This is a genomic window from Streptomyces sp. NPDC088354 (assembly GCF_044753585.1).
Classification (GTDB): Bacteria; Actinomycetota; Actinomycetes; order Streptomycetales; family Streptomycetaceae; genus Actinacidiphila.
Map to the genome: position 1 here is coordinate 50,080 of NZ_JBIVNJ010000021.1, position 14,139 is coordinate 64,218.

The window sequence follows — 14,139 nt, forward strand, 5'->3', positions numbered from 1 at the left end:
CGCCCGAGGGCCCCGCACCCGTTTCACCGGGTGCGGGGCCCTCGGCCGTTCACCTCGTCAGCGCGTTCTGGATCTGCCTGCGGGTGACCGTGTGGCTGACACTCCCGGCAAGCCTGCGCAGCTCCTCCTGCCCGGCCCCGCAGGCCAGGCGGGCCAGGGCGCGCACCCCGGCGCCGGCGACGACGTTCTTGACCGGTGACCGTTCGACGAGGGCGCCCAGCGTGCGGACCGTCTCCGGGTGCGGGGGCAGCGCCGGGGACGACAGCAGCCACGCGAGGCCGCGGACGCCGGTGAGGTTCCAGGGGTCGTGGCCGCCCCCGCGGGCGCTGCCGCCGTGGACGGCGAGGGCGAGCCATGGGGTGACGGTCCGGCGCACGGTCCCGGCGTCGATACCGTCGAGGACCGCCGCGGCCGCCCGGTCCCAGCGCTCGCTGGGAGCCGGCTTCGCGGCACGCAGATGCGGGATCAACCGCCGCCATCCCTCGCCGAGTTGCGGCAATTGCGCGAGGACGCGGTCGGCCCAGGGCTCGCCGGGGTTCACGGGCGGCTCCGGCAGGCGGTCCAGGAGCATGCCCGCCCAGTCGAGGCAGCCGTCGTCAGCGGATCTGCGGAGCAACCCGACCACCTCGCCCGACAGGGGCCGTCCGGCGTCGAGCAGGGCCTCGGCGAGGGCGGGCAGTTCGTCGCTGGTGCCCGAGGAGTACCAGCGACGCGCCCAGCCCTCCAGGAGGGCGTTCCATTGTTCGCACCACGCCTGGTGCGGGAAGCCCCGCGAGATCACGGCCAGCAGCACCATGCCACTTCGACGCGCGTCTCCGGCACAGGCGGCGCCACCGATACGCGCGACGACGACCCCGGCCAGAGCCCGGCGCCGCTCCTCGGGCATGGCCCGCAGGACGGCCGCCGTCCGGTGGCCGACGCCCTCGCTCCGGTGCAGCAACTCGTCGGCGAGAGCGGCCGGTTCCCCCTGTGCGGCGAGGCGGGCCACGAGGCCGGCCCGGTCCGGGTCCTCCCAGGGCGAGGGACGGTACGTGCGCGCCGGGCTCACAGCTGCGCCACGATCGTCGGGTCGGTGATCTCGCTGTCGCGTGCGAGCAGTTGCGCCGTGCCGAGGACGACCGACAGCATGCGGTCGCCCTCGTGGGGAAGCCAACTCGGCTGCGGGGCACGGGAGCCGGCCGTCGCGAGGGGCAGGTGGCGGTCGCCGGGCAGGAGTACGCGGCCGGAGCCGAGGTGGATCCGGTAGGCATGACGGACTCCGCTGACGTGCAGAAACCGGCCCTCGGTGCGACAGCGGTCCCCCACGGCGAGGCGCGGCAGGAGGCGGGTCAGTACGTCGCGGCGGGTCCGGGCGGCCGGGGTGAGCTCCCCGAAGGCGCAGGAGGCCCACAGGGCGCGGTCCTGACCACCCGCGGGGGCGGCGTCGTTGCCGATACCGGCGGCGTCCACGAGCAGGCCGACGTCCCGCCCGACCTCGCTGACGACGAGCGGCGGAACGCCGGCGGACCCGAGCGGGTGGAACCGCGGCACACCCGGGGCCAGGGCCCGGCCCCCCGCGTACGGCACGGCCTCGATCGGCAGCTCCGCGCGCACCCCCCAGTGCGTCAGGTCACGCGTGGCGGAGCCGCGGGCGCCGTCGCCCGGCGTGTACCGCCACCCGAGGGCGCGGGCCCGCGCGTCGAACCGGTCCTCACGCAGAAGGTGCCCTGCGGCGGGTTCGGCGGCGCAGACCTCGCGGTGGGCCTGCGGGAAGGGCTGCGTGATGCCGTGCCGCTCCAGCCGGGTACGCCAGGCGGCGACCTCCGCGCGGTCCCGGCCGAGCGGATGCCACAACTCCACCGCCCGGCCCGCGTCGACCCGCTCCCCCGTCAGCGTGCGCAGCGCTCCGTCCGTGTGGGCGCACGCCGCACCGTCCACCGTCCACAGCAGGCGCCGGGCGAGCGTTCCCACGAGCGGGTGGTCGAGGCACCGCTCCCGCCACGCGTCGTACGCCCACGGGCGGCCCCGCAGGAACTCCCGCTCCAGCCGGGCGGCCTGGGCCGCCAGCGCCTGCTCTATGTCCCGCACGGCGGCCCGCAGCGGCGCCAGCTCCCCCGCGTGCTCCCGCCGCACGCACCCCGGCACCCCCCGTACGGCCCTGCCCGCGGCATCCCGCCAGCCCAGCGCCACCTTCCCGCCCCGTACCTCCAGCTCGGCGCTCACCCCGCCCAGCCGCCACACGCCCCGCCCCAGGCCGCTCAGCCCGTACGCGGGAACGGCCTGCTCCGTCTCCCCGACGACCGTTCCAGTCCCCATGTCCGCGAGCGTAGAGAGGGGGACTGACAGCGGACCCCCGTCCACCACCGTCCGAACGAGTGCCACTTTCCGCCGGGACCCGCCCCCTGTTCCCCGTCGGGGCGCCATCGCTTGTACGGTCTTGCGGTGCGCGACTTCCCCCCCATCTCACGTCGCGGCGCGCTCGGCTTGGCAGCGGCCGCCCTCCCCTCCGCCCTTCTGGCGTCCGGCTCCGCCGCGGCCGCCGGCAGATCCGTGATCGGCGGTGAGCGGCTGGCCCGTTCCGGGGTCCAGGTGGACGGCGGCGCGCCGGACCTGCCGGAGACGAACTCGCTGTCGTGGGTCGTGGCGGACGCCGGTTCCGGCGAGGTGCTGGCGGCGTACAACGCGCATCGCAGGATGCCGCCGGCGAGCACGCTGAAGATGCTGTTCGCGGACACGGTGCTGCCGAAGTTCGACCGGTCGCTGAGGCACCGGGTGACGGCGGAGGACCTCGCGGACATAGGAGCGGGGAGCAGCCTGGTCGGGATCGAGGCGGGGATCACGTACACGGTCGAGCAGTTGTGGCTCGGGGTGTTCCTGCGGTCGGGGAACGACGCGGTGCACGTGCTCTGCTCCATGAACGGCGGCGTGGACAGGACCGTGCGGGAGATGCGGGCCAGGGCGCTGGAGCTGCAGGCGAACGACACACACGTGGTGAGCCCGGACGGCTACGACACGCCGGGACAGCTGTCGTCGGCGTACGACCTGACGCTGTTCGCGCGGGCCGGGCTGCGCAATCCGGACTTCCGGGACTACTGCCGGACCCAGGTGGCGCACTTCCCCGGGGAGCACGGCAGCACGTTCGAGATCCAGAACACCAATCGGCTGCTGGGGCGCTACCAGGGCGTGATCGGCGTGAAGAACGGCTACACGACGAACGCCGGCAACACCTTCACCGGCGCGGCGGAGCGCGACGGCAGGACGCTGCTCGTCACCGTGATGCACCCGGAGTCGGGGTACGACGAGGTCTACAAGGAGGCCGCCGCGCTGCTGGACTGGGGGTTCGGCGCGACGGGCCGGGTGACCCCGGTAGGGGCGCTGGTGCCGCCGCTCAGCGAGCTGAAGTCGTCCCCGACGCCGCGCGGCGGCGGCGAGGTGAGCGCGACGACGGCGGCGAAGGGCTCCGGGTGGTTCGGGCCGGGGGCGGAGGCGGGGCTGGTGGCGCTGGTCGCGGCCTTCATCCTGGCGATCCGCCGGCGTCCGCGGCCGAGGGCCGTGGCGGACGGCGGTCGCCGCCGGCGATCCGGCGCCGGCACCCAGGCCGCCCCGCGGACGGGCACCAGGTCCGGCGCACGGACGGGCGCGCCCACCCAGGAACGGGTCCCGGATCGGACCTCGGAACGACCCGGCGGGCGGCGAAGGCGCCCCTCGTGAGGGGCGGCGCCGGGCCCCGCCCTAGTTGCGGGCGACCCACACCCGGTTGAGCTGTTCCTGGTAGTAGAAGGGCATCAGACCGAGGGCCGGCACGAGGAGGACGCCCTTGAAGCCGGAGGCCGAGCCGGAGAGACCGGCGCGGCGCTGCGCGCGGGCGATGCGGCAGCCGGTGTTGTAGAGGGAGACCGCGGCGGGCAGCAGCAGCAGGGCGCCGAGGGAGACCGCGAGTACGGCGAGGGCCGGACGGACCTTGATCCCGGGGTCGAAGTCGCGCAGTTCGCGGTTGGCACGGTAGTACCAGACCAGCCAGTAGACGCCGAGGGTCGAGGCGCCCAGGAGCCACACGCGGCCCGGGCGGCGCAGTTCGCCGGAGGGCGTGGCGAGGTACGTGCGGGTGGTGACGGGGAAAACCGGGACGACCGGACGGGTCAGGGTCCGGTACCGGTCCTCGTTGTACAACATGCTGCCCCCGAGCGATATGCCGGCGAAGGTGGCGAGGAAGGCAAAACTACTCGGCGGTTCAGCCGAGTGTCAGGGGTCGGCGGCGACATATTCCGCACAGACTCCCGGGTCAGGATATGGCGATGGCGTGTACGACATGTACGGGGCGGTCGCCGCCGCTCACTTCGCCCCGGTACCGCCCGCACCGCCGCCGTCCGTCCCGCCGGCGTCCGTTTCGGTACCCCCCGCCTCGGCGACCGCCATCACACGGCGCAGCAGGTCGGACAGCATCCTGCGCTCACCCGCGTCGAGGGCGCCGAGCAGCCGGTACTCCTCGTGCCCCAGCACGTCCATCGCGCCGAGCCAGGCGGCGCGGCCGTCGTCGGTGAGCTCGACGTCGACGCGGCGGCGGTCGGTGCTGGAGTGCGTGCGGCGGACGTAGCCGCGGCGTTCGAGGCCGTCGACCCGGCCGGTGACGGACGCGGGGGCGAGGCCGAGGTCGGCGGCGAGTTCGGAGGGGACGGCACGGCCGCCGCGCCCGGCGAGCGCGTGCAGGGTGTGGAACTCGTGCCCCTGGAGGTCGTGGGAGGCCAGCGACTGCTCGCGGACCTTCTGCAGATGCCTGGTGACCAGCTTCATCCGGGTGACGGCGCCCTCGATGTCGGGATCGAGGTCCGGCAGGACGGGCAGCCAGCGCTCGACATGGCCGTCGGTCCAGTCCCGCTCCGTGCCGGTCGCACCCGGTGGCTCTGCTGTCATGGCCTGAATCCTACGGCACCATAAATTTCGGTGGCGAATCATTCGACACCAAAATACATTGCGTCCTCATGGTCCCCATGACACCGACGCATCCACCGCGCCCGGCGCATCCGCTCCGGCTCCGCGCCTTCCGCCTGCTGTTCACCGGCCGCCTGCTCTCCCTGCTCGGCGACGGGGTCGTACCCGCCGCGCTGGTCATCGCGGTGACCCGGGTGACCGGCGACGTCTCGGCACTCGCACTCGTACTGGGCTGTGCGACGGTGCCGCGACTGCTGCTCCTGCCGCTGGGCGGGGTGGTCGCGGACCGTTTCGACGCCCGCCGGGTGGCCCTCACCACCGACCTCGTGCGCTGCGTGGCCCAACTCCTGGTCGGGGCCGAGTTGCTCGGCCTCCTCGGCGGCGACCCGGTCCTGCTGCACATCGCCGCCGCCGAGGCGGTCGGCGGCGCCGCCTCGGCCTTCGCCATGCCGACGCAGTCGCCGCTCGTGGCCGGCACCGTGGCCGCGTCCGCCGACGGCGAGGCGCGCCGCAGGGCCAACGCGCTGATGGGCATGGCGAGCAGCGCCACCCGGCTGTGCGGGCCGGGGCTGGCGGCGGCGCTGATCTGGGCCGCCGGACCGGGCCTGGCCTTCATGCTGGACGCGGCGTCGTTCGCGGTGAGCGCGGCCCTGCTGACCGCCATCAGGGTCGCACGCGTCCCCCTGCCGCGGGCGTCGGTGCTCACCGACCTCAAGGAGGGCTGGCGGGAGGTCCGCTCTCGTGACTGGTACTGGACCAGCCTGGTGGCGCACGCCACATGGAACGGCGCCGCCGCCGTGCTCACCACCCTCGGGCCGGCCGTCGTGATCGCCCGGCTCGGCGGCGAGGGCGTCTGGTTCTGGGTGCTGGAGGCCGGCGCGATCGGCCTGGTCCTCGGCTCGCTGCCGGCCGCCCGGCTGCGGCCCCGCCGCCCGGTGCTGATCGCCAACCTCGGCCTGGCGACGTACGCGCTGCCGCTGACCCTGCTCGCCGTGGCCGCCCCGGCGCCACTGCTGATCGCGGCCTACGGTCTCGCGATGGCCGCGCTCGGCTTCCTGAGCCCGGTCTGGGAGACCGTCGTCCAGCAGCAGGTGCCGCCGCAGGCGCTGGCCCGGGTCACCTCGTACGACTGGCTGCTGTCGCTCGCCGCGATGCCGTTCGGTTACGCGCTCGCACCGCCGGCCGCGGCCGCGTGGGGCAGCGCGGCACCGCTCGGGGTGTGCGCGGCGCTGGTGGCGATCGCCTGCCTCGCGACGGCGGCGGTGCCGGGCGTCCGCACGGTCGGCTCGTCGGTGCCCGCCGGGTCCCAACCCGGCGCGTCCGCACCCACCGCCGCACCCACTGCCGCACCCACCGGAAAGCCCGGAAACCCTGGCCCGCAAGCGACTTGAACGTGTTCAAAAACAGGTCTACAGTCAGTCCCGCAACGGGTTTTGAACACGTTCAAACAAGGGTGGGACCCATGGACCTCACGGTCGTCGCATACGTCATCTACCTGCTGGTCAGCGTCGCGCTGACGGTGTGGGTGGCCCGGACGCTCAGCAAGGCGGGCAAGGTCTTCCTCGAAGACGTCCTGCACGGCAACGAGAAGCTCGCCGATGCCGTCAACCACCTCCTGGTGGTCGGCTTCTACCTCGTGAACCTGGGCTTCGTCGCCCTCTACCTGAAGAACGCGGACGCCGTCGACAACGCCCGCGGCCTCTTCGAGGCGCTGTCGGTCAAGCTGGGCGTCGTCCTGCTGGTGCTCGGTGTGCTGCACCTGTGCAACGTCTACGTCCTGAACAAGATCCGCCGCCGCGGCGTGATGGACCGCGAGCAGACCCCGCCGGTCGCGCCGCAGGGCTGGACGCCCCCGGCCGTCCCCGGGGTGTGACGGTGATGGACCGCACCCCAGCGACCGGGGCCGCCACGGCGGCCCCGGTGCCGGTCCGCCGGCTGACCGTCCTGTACGACCCCGACTGCCGGCTGTGCTCCTTCGTCCGGGACTGGCTCTCCCGCCAACGGCAGCTCGTTCCCCTGGAGACGGTCCCGGTCGGCTCCGACGAGGCGCGGCGCCGCTTCCCGCGGCTGGACCACGCCTCGACCCTGCGCGAGATCACCGTCATCGGCGACGCGGGCCAGGTCTACCGCGGCGACGGCGCCTGGCTGGTCTGCCTGTGGGCGCTGTCGGAGTACCGGCCCACCGCGCACAGGCTCAGCACCCGCACCGGCGCGCCGCTCGCCCGCGGCGCCGTGCTCATGGCCGCCCGCTACCGCGAGTCCCAGTGGAACCGCGGGGCGGCAGGTCCCGGCTGGGGCGGCCGGGTCCACGGGACCGCCGACGGCTGGACGTACCACCCCGAGGACGGCTGGACCCGCACCGGCGGCCCCGCCGGCCCGGACTCCCCCGCCGCACCCGGCGCCTGCGCGGGCGGCTGCGCACCGCCCCGTTAGGCTCTCGACCGTGGACGAAGCACCCCCCGGCAGGACCACCGGAACCCCGCGCACCGCCAAGAGCGAGCAGACACGGGCCCTGATCCTCGAGACCGCCCTGCGGCTCTTCGAGGAGCGCGGCTACGACAAGACGACGATGCGTGCCATCGCCAACGAGGCCGGGGTCTCGGTCGGCAACGCCTACTACTACTTCGCCGGCAAGGAACATCTCGTCCAGGGCTTCTACGGCCGGCTCGCCGCCGACCACGAGGCCGCGGTCCAGGGGGTACTGGCGGAGGGCGGGACCAAGGACCTGGCCGGGCGGCTGCTCACGGTCATGGACGCCTGGCTGGACGTCGCGCGCCCCTACCACCAGTTCGCGGCGCAGTTCTTCAAGAACGCCGCCGACCCGGCCAGTCCGCTCAGCCCGTTCTCCCCCGAGTCGCACCCGGCGCGCGACGCGGCGATCTCGATCCACGAACGGGTGCTCTCCGGCTCGGACATCAAGCTCGACGCCGAACTGGCCGAGGTGCTGCCCGAGCTGATGTGGATGTACCAGATGGGCATCGTCGTCTACTGGGTCTTCGACCACTCCCCCGACTGCGAGCGCACGCGCCGGCTGGTGGCCCGCACCGCACCGCTCGGCGCGCGCATCCTCAAGCTCTCCCGTTACCGGCTGCTGCGGCCGATCGTGCGCGAGGTGCGCGAACTGCTCAAGGAGTTCCTCTTCGAGCGGTAGGGCCCTCCGCGGACCCGGTGCGCCGCTCAGGCGGAGGCCAGCACGGCCCACACCGTCTTGCCGTCCCGGCCGCGTTCGCGCACACCCCAGTTCCGCGACAGCGCCTCCACCAGGCGCAGGCCCCGCCCCGACTCGTCGCCGTCGGCGGCCTCGCGGGGCACCGGACGCACGTGCGCGGCGCCGTCGGACACCTCCACCACGCAGGAGCCGTCCGCCTCGATCGTCACCGCCACCTCGAACTCCCGCTCCAGCAGCGGGCTGTGGCGCACGGCGTTGGTGGCCAGCTCCGACACGACGAGAACCACGGACTCCACCGTCTCGTTCCCCCGCTCCCATCCCACCAGGTGGTCGCGGACCCGGTGCCGGGCCAGTCCTACCGACGTGGGATGTCTGGGCAGCCGGAACGTGCTCCGCCTCATCAGGTCACCCTCCCCATGAGCGAACCTCCCCCTTCACCGTTGCGGCATGCATTTCCGGATTCGGGGCCGCCGAAGCGCCGGACGCCGGAATTGCCGCTCCCGGTGGGCACTTTCCGGCCAAACTCGAACGCCGGGCATGGCGCGGGTCACGTTCGTGCTACCGGCCGTCGCGGCGGCCGCCGCGGGGAACCTGAGTATCCGTACTCATGGCCGGGGACTGAGCGCTCCCGATAATCGTGGCGTCGGGAGCAGCAGGAGCTGCGGGAGCAGCACTCAACGAGGGGCCGACCATGCCTGATGATCCGTCAGCCGATCCGCCGCACCATCCGCCGTCGCGCCGCCCCCGCAGGTCCCCCTGGGCCACCGCGGGTGTCGTCCTGGCGGTCGTCCTGGGGATGACGGGGCTCGCGGTCGTCGGCGTGCTCGTCCTCGCCTCCGTCGCACTCTCGAACTGGGGGAGCAACAAATGAGGGCACGTGTGCGCCTGTTGGTGCTGCTGAGCAGGCCCCCCGTGGCCCTGCTCCTGGCGCTCTACGCGGCGGTCGGCCTGAGCCGGGCCGGCCACGGCCAGGACCCCGTGCCGCTGGCCGGATCGCTCATGGCGGTCCTCGGCTTCCTGCTGTTCTCGGTGGCCTGCAACGACCTGGCCGACGTGGCCGTCGACCGGATCAATCTCCCCGGTGCGGCCGGACGGCCGCTGGTGACGGGCAGCGCGGCGGCGCGGGACATGGTCGTGGTGGCGGTCACATCGGGTGCCGTGGCGCTGGGGGTCAGCCTCGCCCTCGATCCGCGGGCCGCCGCCGTCACGGCCGCCGGGCTCGCGGTCAGCGCCGGTTACTCCCTGCGCCCGGTGCGTCTGGCGGACCGGGGCGCGGTCGCGGCGCTCGTGCTGCCGGCCTGCTACGTCGCCGTGCCCTACTTCGTGGGCGTGTTCGCCGCCCGCCACGCGGTGCGGCCGGGCGACCTGCTGCTGCTGGCGGGCCTGTACATCGGCTTCATCGGACGGATCCTGCTCAAGGACTTCCGTGATCTGCGCGGTGACGCGCTGTTCGGCAAGCGGACCTTCCTGGTGCGTCACGGACGCGGTCCGACCTGCCTCTTCAGCGCCTGCTGCTGGGTGATCGGCACGACGGTGCTGATCGCGGCCGCCCGTCCCGGGCCGGCGTACGCCCTCAGCACCGGCCTCTGCCTGGCCGGGGCCCTGTGGCTGCTGCGCGCCCTGGCCACCGGGCCCGGCCACCGGCGGGAGGAGGCGCTGATCTCCGCGGTCGCCGTCGTGGGGCGCGGGATGATCCTGCTGCTCCTGGCGCACCTGTCGATGCTCCAGGCCCACTGGACCGCGCTCGCGGAGTCGGCCGCCCTGGCCGCCCTGCTCGCGGTGACCGCGGGCCAGGCCGCCACGATGGCCAAATACGGTCCGGTCACCCGCTCGACCGTGCCGTTCACCGAAGCGGAGGCCGCGGCCGGGTCCTCCGGGCCGCGCATGGCCTAGCGGCCACCCCGGCACCGCCCCGGTCAGGGCCGCGTCGAGGTCACCGCGTCCGGCGTGGAGCGGCGCAGTGCCCGCAATCCGCGCACGCCGATCACGCCGATCGCGGTGCCGAGCGCGAGCGAGGTGATCGCGAGGGTGAGGTGCACCCAGAAGTACGTGGTCGGCGAGCCGTGGTCACCGCCTTCGAACGCGAGCCCGCTCGCGTCCTTCCACAGGTTCTTGACGAAGGTGGTCCAGACGATCCAGCTCCACACCCCGAAGGCGGCCAGGAACCAGGACACGGGGCGGCTGAGCTTCATACGTCCAGTATGCGGGCCCCTTCGCGGGCCCCGGCACGGGGGCCGCGACGAGGCCGCCACGTGCCCCCGATATCCAATTCCATCCCGTTATGCCCGCTGTGGGGACGGTCCGCCGTCCCTACTCCCCGGCCGGGGACGCACCCCGGCTCCGAACGAGACGGCCGCGCACGGTGGATGGTTGCACTCCGGGGGCGTGGGAACGGTCACGGCCAGGATCAGCCCCCGCGGCTGCCGTCACGTCACCCTCTCCCTGTAGCTTCTCCCCGTGCCCAACTCCTCCCGCCGGTCCGTGCGCCGCCCTGCCCTGGTCGTGTCCGCCCTCGCGCTGTCCTGCGGAGCGGTCCTGACGACCGCCCCCCTCGCCCACGCGAAGGGCCCCTCACCGACCCCCACCCCGACCCCGCCCGCGGGCATGTCGACGGTGGGTGGCGAACGGCTGGGAGCGCCGGGCACGCAGGTCGACCCGCTCGGCGGCGCCCCGGCACTGCCGGCGAAACTCACCGCCCGCTCCTGGATCGTCTCGGACGCCGAGTCGGGCGAGGTCCTCGCCGCCCACAACGCGCACTGGAGGCTGCCGCCGGCGAGCACGCTCAAGATGCTGTTCGCGGACACCGTGCTGCCGAAGTTCGACAAGACGCAGACGCACAAGGTCGCGGTCTCCGACTTCGACGGCGTCGGTGCGGGCAGCAGCCTGGTCGGCATCAAGGAGAACCTGACCTACACCGTCAAGGACCTGTGGCTGGGCGTCTTCCTCCGCTCCGGCAACGACGCGGTGCACGTGCTGTCCGCCATGAACGGCGGTGTCGACGCCACCGTCCTGGAGATGCAGGCCAAGGCCGAGGACCTGCAGGCCGGCGACACCGAGGTCGTGTCCCCCGACGGGTACGACATGCCGGGCCAGGTCTCCTCGGCCTACGACCTCACCCTCTTCGCGCGCTCCGGCCTGCAGAACCCCGACTTCCGCGACTACTGCTCGACCGTGCGGGCCAGGTTCCCCGGCGAGTGGAAGACCACGAAGGCCAAGGGTGGCAAGAAGGCGACGAAGAAGCGCGAGACCTTCGAGATCCAGAACACCAACCGCCTGCTCACCGGCGACTACGACCTGCCGTCGTACCAGGGCATAGCCGGCGTCAAGAACGGCTACACCAGCAAGGCCGGCAACACCTTCACCGGGGTCGCCCAGCGCGGCGGCCGCACGCTGCTCGTCACCGTCATGCATCCGAGCGAGGGCCACAACATGGTCTACAAGGAGGCCAGGCAGTTGTTCGACTGGGGGTTCAAGGCGGACGGCAAGGTGACCCCGGTCGGTGTCCTCGTGCCCCCGAAGTCGGCCCTCGCCACCGCATCGCCGTCGCCCGCGCCGTCCCCCGCCGGCACCGCCCGGGCGGGCAACCCGGCCGACACCACGTCCGCGTCCGCGGCCACCTCGTCCGGCGGCGGTCTGTGGACCGCGCTCGCCGTCACCGGCGGATCGGCCCTGGTCGTCGCCGCGGTCGGCTTCTTCGTCCGCAAGCGCTGGCCGCTCCCGAAGCGGACCACCACCGCCGAGGCCGGCGCCGACCGGTCCTAGGCCCCGTCGCCGCTCCCGTCCGGCCCCCGCGCTTCCCGCGGGGGCGCTCGACGGCGCTCATGCGGCGCGTGCGCCCACCCCGCTCCGACCGCCCCCCACCGTGCAGGTGGCACGGACCCCCGCCCCGGACATGACCCAGGGGACAGGGACGCGGGAACACGGGGACACCGAGGGGAAAAGGTCAATGGGCGTACTGTCCGTCATCGGACTCGTCATGGGGCTCGCGGTCGCCGTCTACTGCGTCCGGGCCGCCTTGCGCACCAGGATTCCCGCCGCCCGCTTCGGCTGGGCGGCCGCCGCTCCCGGGGCGGTCGTCGCGGGGACCTACTTGGCGGGATTCATCCTGGTCACCGCGGTCGTCCTGGCCGTCACCTGGTTCACGGTCGCGCACTTCCTGCGCTGAACCGATGAGTCGGCGGCGGTCCGCCGGTCCACCTCCCCGTACACCCGACACCGGAGGAGACCACCATGACCGCCGCCGCTCCCGCGTCCGCTCCCGCCGTTCCGCGCCCGGGCCGCCGCGCGAACGCCGTCCTGTGGACGCTGCAGATCGTCCTCGCCCTGTTCTTCGCGTTCGCCAGCGCCATGCCGAAGCTCATCGCCCACCCGTCGGCGGTCCAGAGCTTCGACACGATCGGCTACGGCACGTGGTTCATGTACCTCATCGGCACCCTCGAACTCGCCGGCGCCGTCGGCCTCGTCCTCCCGCGCCTCGCCGGCATCACCGCGATCGCCTTCATCGGCCTCATGACCGGGGCCGCGCTGTTCCAGATCGCCTGCTTCGACGGCGAGAACGTCGCCACACCGGTCGTCATCGGCCTGCTCATGGGTCTCGTCGCCTGGCGCCGCCTGCGTCGTGCGTGACCGCGAACCCGACGAACGCGCGCCATGCGTCGGGCGTGAACGTCAGCCTGGCCCCGGCCCTGTCCTTGGAGTCCCGCACGAGGACGGCCCCGGGGCCGAACGCGACCTCGACGCAGGCGCCTCCGTCGGAATTGCTGTGGCTCGACGTGAACCACGTCAGTTCACCGCTCACGGTTCCTCCGCCAACTCAACGATCAACCGTTCCGACCCCTCCGGGCTGAGGGCCAGCCGCGCGATCATGTCATGACGCCGCATGAAGACGCTGACCTTCGCCGGGTCCGCGTGGAGTACGCCCGCCACCTGCCCCTCCTCGTATGCCAGATGGTCGTGATCAGGGGTCTCAAGGAGAACAAAGGGCCCCTGTAGTCCCGGATGGAACCGTCCTGATGTCGGCATGATCTGAATCGTCACATTGCGCTGCGCCGCCACCCCCAGAAGATGCCGCAGCTGCCGAACTCGCGCTTCGCTCGTACCCCACCGGCGGCGCAGGACACCTTCCTCGACAACGAAGCTGAACGACTTCGTCTGCTCGCGGAGCAGAGCCCGACGTTCCAGGCGGCCGACAACCCGCTCCTCCATGGTCTCCGCGCCCAGGGGCGGCCAATGGGACGCCAACAGTTCACGGACGTACTCCTCGGTCTGCAGCAGCCCAGGGACGAATTGGGTCTCGTACCAGCCGAGGGCGATGGCCTCCGCCTCGTACCGCATGAAGTCCTGCGAATACGAAGGGAACCGCTCCGGCTTCAGGAACGCGTCCGCCGCCGTGAGTTTGCCGCCCGCGCCGCACATCTGGTCGGCGACCTGGAGGAGCCGGATCGTGGGCCGGCGCCGGCCGAGCTCCATGGAGCGCACCGTCTCGCAGCCGTAACCCGCCTCGTCGGCGAGCTGTTCGCGGGAGACGCCCGCCTGTTCGCGCCAGAGCTTGACCTGGTTGCCGCAGTAGCGCCACGCCATCGGGGGCGGGGACGTCTCGCTCGCCATGGGGTACAACCACCCTCCGTACACGCCTGGTCACTTCCGAGGCTACGCACTGACCTGCACCTTTGGAGTCATGAACGAGACAACTCCCCCGACGGAGTGGCGCTTTCCGCGCCGGGCCCGCAGTGTGCGCCTCGCGCGGGCGCGGTTGCGCGAGCAGGCCGCGGTGTGGGGTCTGCCCGTGGAGACCACGGAGACGGCGGTGCTGCTGCTGAGCGAGCTGTTGACCAATGCCGTCCGCCATGCCCGGGTACCGCCGGACCGCCACGTGGCGGCGCGGGCCGTCCTGACCGGGGACCGGCTGCGGGTGGAGGTGTGCGACGCGAGCGACACCCACCCGCGTCCGCGAGCCGCGTCACCGGAGGACGAGTCGGGGCGCGGTCTGGGGCTGGTGGAGGCGCTGGCGGACGCGTGGGATGTCCAGCCCCGTCCGTACGGGATCGGCAAAACGGTCTGGT

At 73.2% G+C, this 14,139-nt stretch carries 18 protein-coding genes and 3 pseudogenes; 12 read left to right on the plus strand and 9 right to left on the minus strand.

The window, feature by feature from the left end:
- Positions 1 to 49: 49 nt before the first annotated feature.
- Both ACIP98_RS26600 and ACIP98_RS26605 read right to left on the minus strand, forming a co-directional pair.
- A complete protein-coding gene (locus ACIP98_RS26600) occupies positions 50 to 1,048 on the minus strand; it encodes a hypothetical protein (protein ID WP_319658626.1) in 999 nt (332 codons plus the stop codon).
- Positions 1,045 to 2,295: a DUF4132 domain-containing protein gene (locus tag ACIP98_RS26605; RefSeq protein ID WP_401978284.1), complete on the minus strand. Its 1,251-nt coding sequence runs from the start codon at positions 2,293 to 2,295 to the stop codon at positions 1,045 to 1,047. Before ACIP98_RS26605 ends, ACIP98_RS26600 begins: the two co-directional genes overlap by 4 nt.
- Positions 2,296 to 2,421: 126 nt before the next feature.
- Between ACIP98_RS26605 and ACIP98_RS26610 the strand changes: the two genes are divergently transcribed.
- Positions 2,422 to 3,690 carry a D-alanyl-D-alanine carboxypeptidase family protein gene (locus tag ACIP98_RS26610; protein ID WP_401978287.1) on the plus strand — a complete coding sequence of 423 codons (1,269 nt, stop codon included), beginning with the start codon at positions 2,422 to 2,424 and terminating at the stop codon, positions 3,688 to 3,690.
- Between the two features lie 21 nt (positions 3,691 to 3,711).
- Here ACIP98_RS26610 and ACIP98_RS26615 read toward each other — a convergent pair whose 3' ends face one another.
- Both ACIP98_RS26615 and ACIP98_RS26620 read right to left on the minus strand, forming a co-directional pair.
- Complete coding sequence (locus tag ACIP98_RS26615; protein ID WP_401978290.1) at positions 3,712 to 4,152, minus strand: DUF4234 domain-containing protein; 441 nt, start codon at positions 4,150 to 4,152, stop codon at positions 3,712 to 3,714.
- Between the two features lie 159 nt (positions 4,153 to 4,311).
- Entirely contained in the window at positions 4,312 to 4,890 is a 579-nt protein-coding gene (locus ACIP98_RS26620) for a MarR family winged helix-turn-helix transcriptional regulator (RefSeq protein ID WP_319658618.1), read from the minus strand.
- A 68-nt stretch (positions 4,891 to 4,958) separates the two neighbouring features.
- Between ACIP98_RS26620 and ACIP98_RS26625 the strand changes: the two genes are divergently transcribed.
- The 4 genes from ACIP98_RS26625 to ACIP98_RS26640 all read left to right on the plus strand — a co-directional run bounded on the left by ACIP98_RS26625 (position 4,959) and on the right by ACIP98_RS26640 (position 8,059).
- Positions 4,959 to 6,299 carry an MFS transporter gene (locus tag ACIP98_RS26625; RefSeq protein ID WP_401978294.1) on the plus strand — a complete coding sequence of 447 codons (1,341 nt, stop codon included), beginning with the start codon at positions 4,959 to 4,961 and terminating at the stop codon, positions 6,297 to 6,299.
- Positions 6,300 to 6,370: 71 nt separating this feature from the next.
- Positions 6,371 to 6,781 (plus strand): hypothetical protein, encoded by a 411-nt coding sequence (locus ACIP98_RS26630; protein WP_319658616.1) that lies wholly within the window; start codon positions 6,371 to 6,373, stop codon positions 6,779 to 6,781.
- A 5-nt stretch (positions 6,782 to 6,786) separates the two neighbouring features.
- Positions 6,787 to 7,341 (plus strand): DCC1-like thiol-disulfide oxidoreductase family protein, encoded by a 555-nt coding sequence (locus ACIP98_RS26635; RefSeq protein WP_319658615.1) that lies wholly within the window; start codon positions 6,787 to 6,789, stop codon positions 7,339 to 7,341.
- A gap of 10 nt (positions 7,342 to 7,351) precedes the next feature.
- On the plus strand, positions 7,352 to 8,059 hold the full coding sequence (locus ACIP98_RS26640; RefSeq protein ID WP_319658614.1) for a TetR family transcriptional regulator: 708 nt from the start codon (positions 7,352 to 7,354) through the stop codon (positions 8,057 to 8,059).
- A gap of 26 nt (positions 8,060 to 8,085) precedes the next feature.
- On the opposite strand, the gene ACIP98_RS26645 is transcribed toward ACIP98_RS26640, so the two are convergent.
- On the minus strand, positions 8,086 to 8,481 hold the full coding sequence (locus ACIP98_RS26645; protein ID WP_319658815.1) for an ATP-binding protein: 396 nt from the start codon (positions 8,479 to 8,481) through the stop codon (positions 8,086 to 8,088).
- Between the two features lie 287 nt (positions 8,482 to 8,768).
- On the opposite strand from ACIP98_RS26645, the gene ACIP98_RS26650 reads away from it, so the two are divergent.
- Positions 8,769 to 8,948: a hypothetical protein gene (locus ACIP98_RS26650; RefSeq protein ID WP_319658613.1), complete on the plus strand. Its 180-nt coding sequence runs from the start codon at positions 8,769 to 8,771 to the stop codon at positions 8,946 to 8,948.
- Complete coding sequence (locus tag ACIP98_RS26655; RefSeq protein WP_401978299.1) at positions 8,945 to 9,970, plus strand: UbiA prenyltransferase family protein; 1,026 nt, start codon at positions 8,945 to 8,947, stop codon at positions 9,968 to 9,970. Before ACIP98_RS26650 ends, ACIP98_RS26655 begins: the two co-directional genes overlap by 4 nt.
- Before the next feature lie 23 nt (positions 9,971 to 9,993).
- Here ACIP98_RS26655 and ACIP98_RS26660 read toward each other — a convergent pair whose 3' ends face one another.
- Positions 9,994 to 10,269, minus strand: a complete 276-nt coding sequence (locus ACIP98_RS26660) for an SCO4848 family membrane protein (protein WP_319658611.1) — start codon at positions 10,267 to 10,269, stop codon at positions 9,994 to 9,996.
- Positions 10,270 to 10,534: 265 nt separating this feature from the next.
- Between ACIP98_RS26660 and ACIP98_RS26665 the strand changes: the two genes are divergently transcribed.
- The 3 genes from ACIP98_RS26665 (at position 10,535) to ACIP98_RS26675 (ending at position 12,703) form a co-directional block, all read left to right on the plus strand.
- Positions 10,535 to 11,839, plus strand: a complete 1,305-nt coding sequence (locus ACIP98_RS26665) for a D-alanyl-D-alanine carboxypeptidase (RefSeq protein ID WP_319658610.1) — start codon at positions 10,535 to 10,537, stop codon at positions 11,837 to 11,839.
- A 184-nt stretch (positions 11,840 to 12,023) separates the two neighbouring features.
- On the plus strand, positions 12,024 to 12,242 hold the full coding sequence (locus tag ACIP98_RS26670; RefSeq protein WP_401978302.1) for a hypothetical protein: 219 nt from the start codon (positions 12,024 to 12,026) through the stop codon (positions 12,240 to 12,242).
- Between the two features lie 65 nt (positions 12,243 to 12,307).
- Positions 12,308 to 12,703, plus strand: coding sequence for a DoxX family protein (locus ACIP98_RS26675; protein ID WP_319658608.1), 396 nt, complete (start codon positions 12,308 to 12,310; stop codon positions 12,701 to 12,703).
- Here the strand turns inward: ACIP98_RS26675 and ACIP98_RS26680 are convergent.
- Both ACIP98_RS26680 and ACIP98_RS26685 read right to left on the minus strand, forming a co-directional pair.
- Complete coding sequence (locus ACIP98_RS26680; protein WP_401978304.1) at positions 12,663 to 12,875, minus strand: DUF397 domain-containing protein; 213 nt, start codon at positions 12,873 to 12,875, stop codon at positions 12,663 to 12,665. The two genes, ACIP98_RS26675 and ACIP98_RS26680, sit on opposite strands and share 41 nt — an antisense overlap.
- Positions 12,872 to 13,411: a DUF5753 domain-containing protein gene (locus tag ACIP98_RS26685; protein ID WP_401978356.1), complete on the minus strand. Its 540-nt coding sequence runs from the start codon at positions 13,409 to 13,411 to the stop codon at positions 12,872 to 12,874. The genes ACIP98_RS26680 and ACIP98_RS26685 overlap by 4 nt, the downstream gene beginning before the upstream one ends.
- On the opposite strand from ACIP98_RS26685, the pseudogene ACIP98_RS26690 reads away from it, so the two are divergent.
- A pseudogene (locus tag ACIP98_RS26690) lies at positions 13,323 to 13,571 on the plus strand (hypothetical protein); the annotation flags it as partial. The gene ACIP98_RS26685 and the pseudogene ACIP98_RS26690 overlap by 89 nt on opposite strands.
- Here the strand turns inward: ACIP98_RS26690 and ACIP98_RS26695 are convergent.
- Positions 13,475 to 13,684: pseudogene (locus ACIP98_RS26695) on the minus strand (helix-turn-helix transcriptional regulator); the annotation flags it as partial. The pseudogenes ACIP98_RS26690 and ACIP98_RS26695 overlap by 97 nt on opposite strands.
- Positions 13,685 to 13,754: 70 nt before the next feature.
- On the opposite strand from ACIP98_RS26695, the pseudogene ACIP98_RS26700 reads away from it, so the two are divergent.
- Positions 13,755 to 14,126, plus strand: a pseudogene (locus tag ACIP98_RS26700) (ATP-binding protein); the annotation flags it as partial.
- Positions 14,127 to 14,139: the final 13 nt, after the last annotated feature.

What these genes read in the sequence shown, in the direction of transcription:
- ACIP98_RS26630 (WP_319658616.1), top strand. Translation starts at nt 6,371, where the DNA reads ATGGACCTCACGGTCGTCGCATACGTCATCTACCTGCTGGTCAGCGTC.
- ACIP98_RS26620 (WP_319658618.1), bottom strand. Translation starts at nt 4,890, where the DNA reads ATGACAGCAGAGCCACCGGGTGCGACCGGCACGGAGCGGGACTGGACC.
- ACIP98_RS26670 (WP_401978302.1), top strand. Translation starts at nt 12,024, where the DNA reads ATGGGCGTACTGTCCGTCATCGGACTCGTCATGGGGCTCGCGGTCGCC.
- ACIP98_RS26635 (WP_319658615.1), top strand. Translation starts at nt 6,787, where the DNA reads ATGGACCGCACCCCAGCGACCGGGGCCGCCACGGCGGCCCCGGTGCCG.
- ACIP98_RS26605 (WP_401978284.1), bottom strand. Translation starts at nt 2,295, where the DNA reads ATGGGGACTGGAACGGTCGTCGGGGAGACGGAGCAGGCCGTTCCCGCG.
- ACIP98_RS26660 (WP_319658611.1), bottom strand. Translation starts at nt 10,269, where the DNA reads ATGAAGCTCAGCCGCCCCGTGTCCTGGTTCCTGGCCGCCTTCGGGGTG.
- ACIP98_RS26625 (WP_401978294.1), top strand. Translation starts at nt 4,959, where the DNA reads ATGGTCCCCATGACACCGACGCATCCACCGCGCCCGGCGCATCCGCTC.
- ACIP98_RS26650 (WP_319658613.1), top strand. Translation starts at nt 8,769, where the DNA reads ATGCCTGATGATCCGTCAGCCGATCCGCCGCACCATCCGCCGTCGCGC.
- ACIP98_RS26655 (WP_401978299.1), top strand. Translation starts at nt 8,945, where the DNA reads ATGAGGGCACGTGTGCGCCTGTTGGTGCTGCTGAGCAGGCCCCCCGTG.
- ACIP98_RS26675 (WP_319658608.1), top strand. Translation starts at nt 12,308, where the DNA reads ATGACCGCCGCCGCTCCCGCGTCCGCTCCCGCCGTTCCGCGCCCGGGC.
- ACIP98_RS26685 (WP_401978356.1), bottom strand. Translation starts at nt 13,411, where the DNA reads ATGCGGTACGAGGCGGAGGCCATCGCCCTCGGCTGGTACGAGACCCAA.
- ACIP98_RS26615 (WP_401978290.1), bottom strand. Translation starts at nt 4,152, where the DNA reads ATGTTGTACAACGAGGACCGGTACCGGACCCTGACCCGTCCGGTCGTC.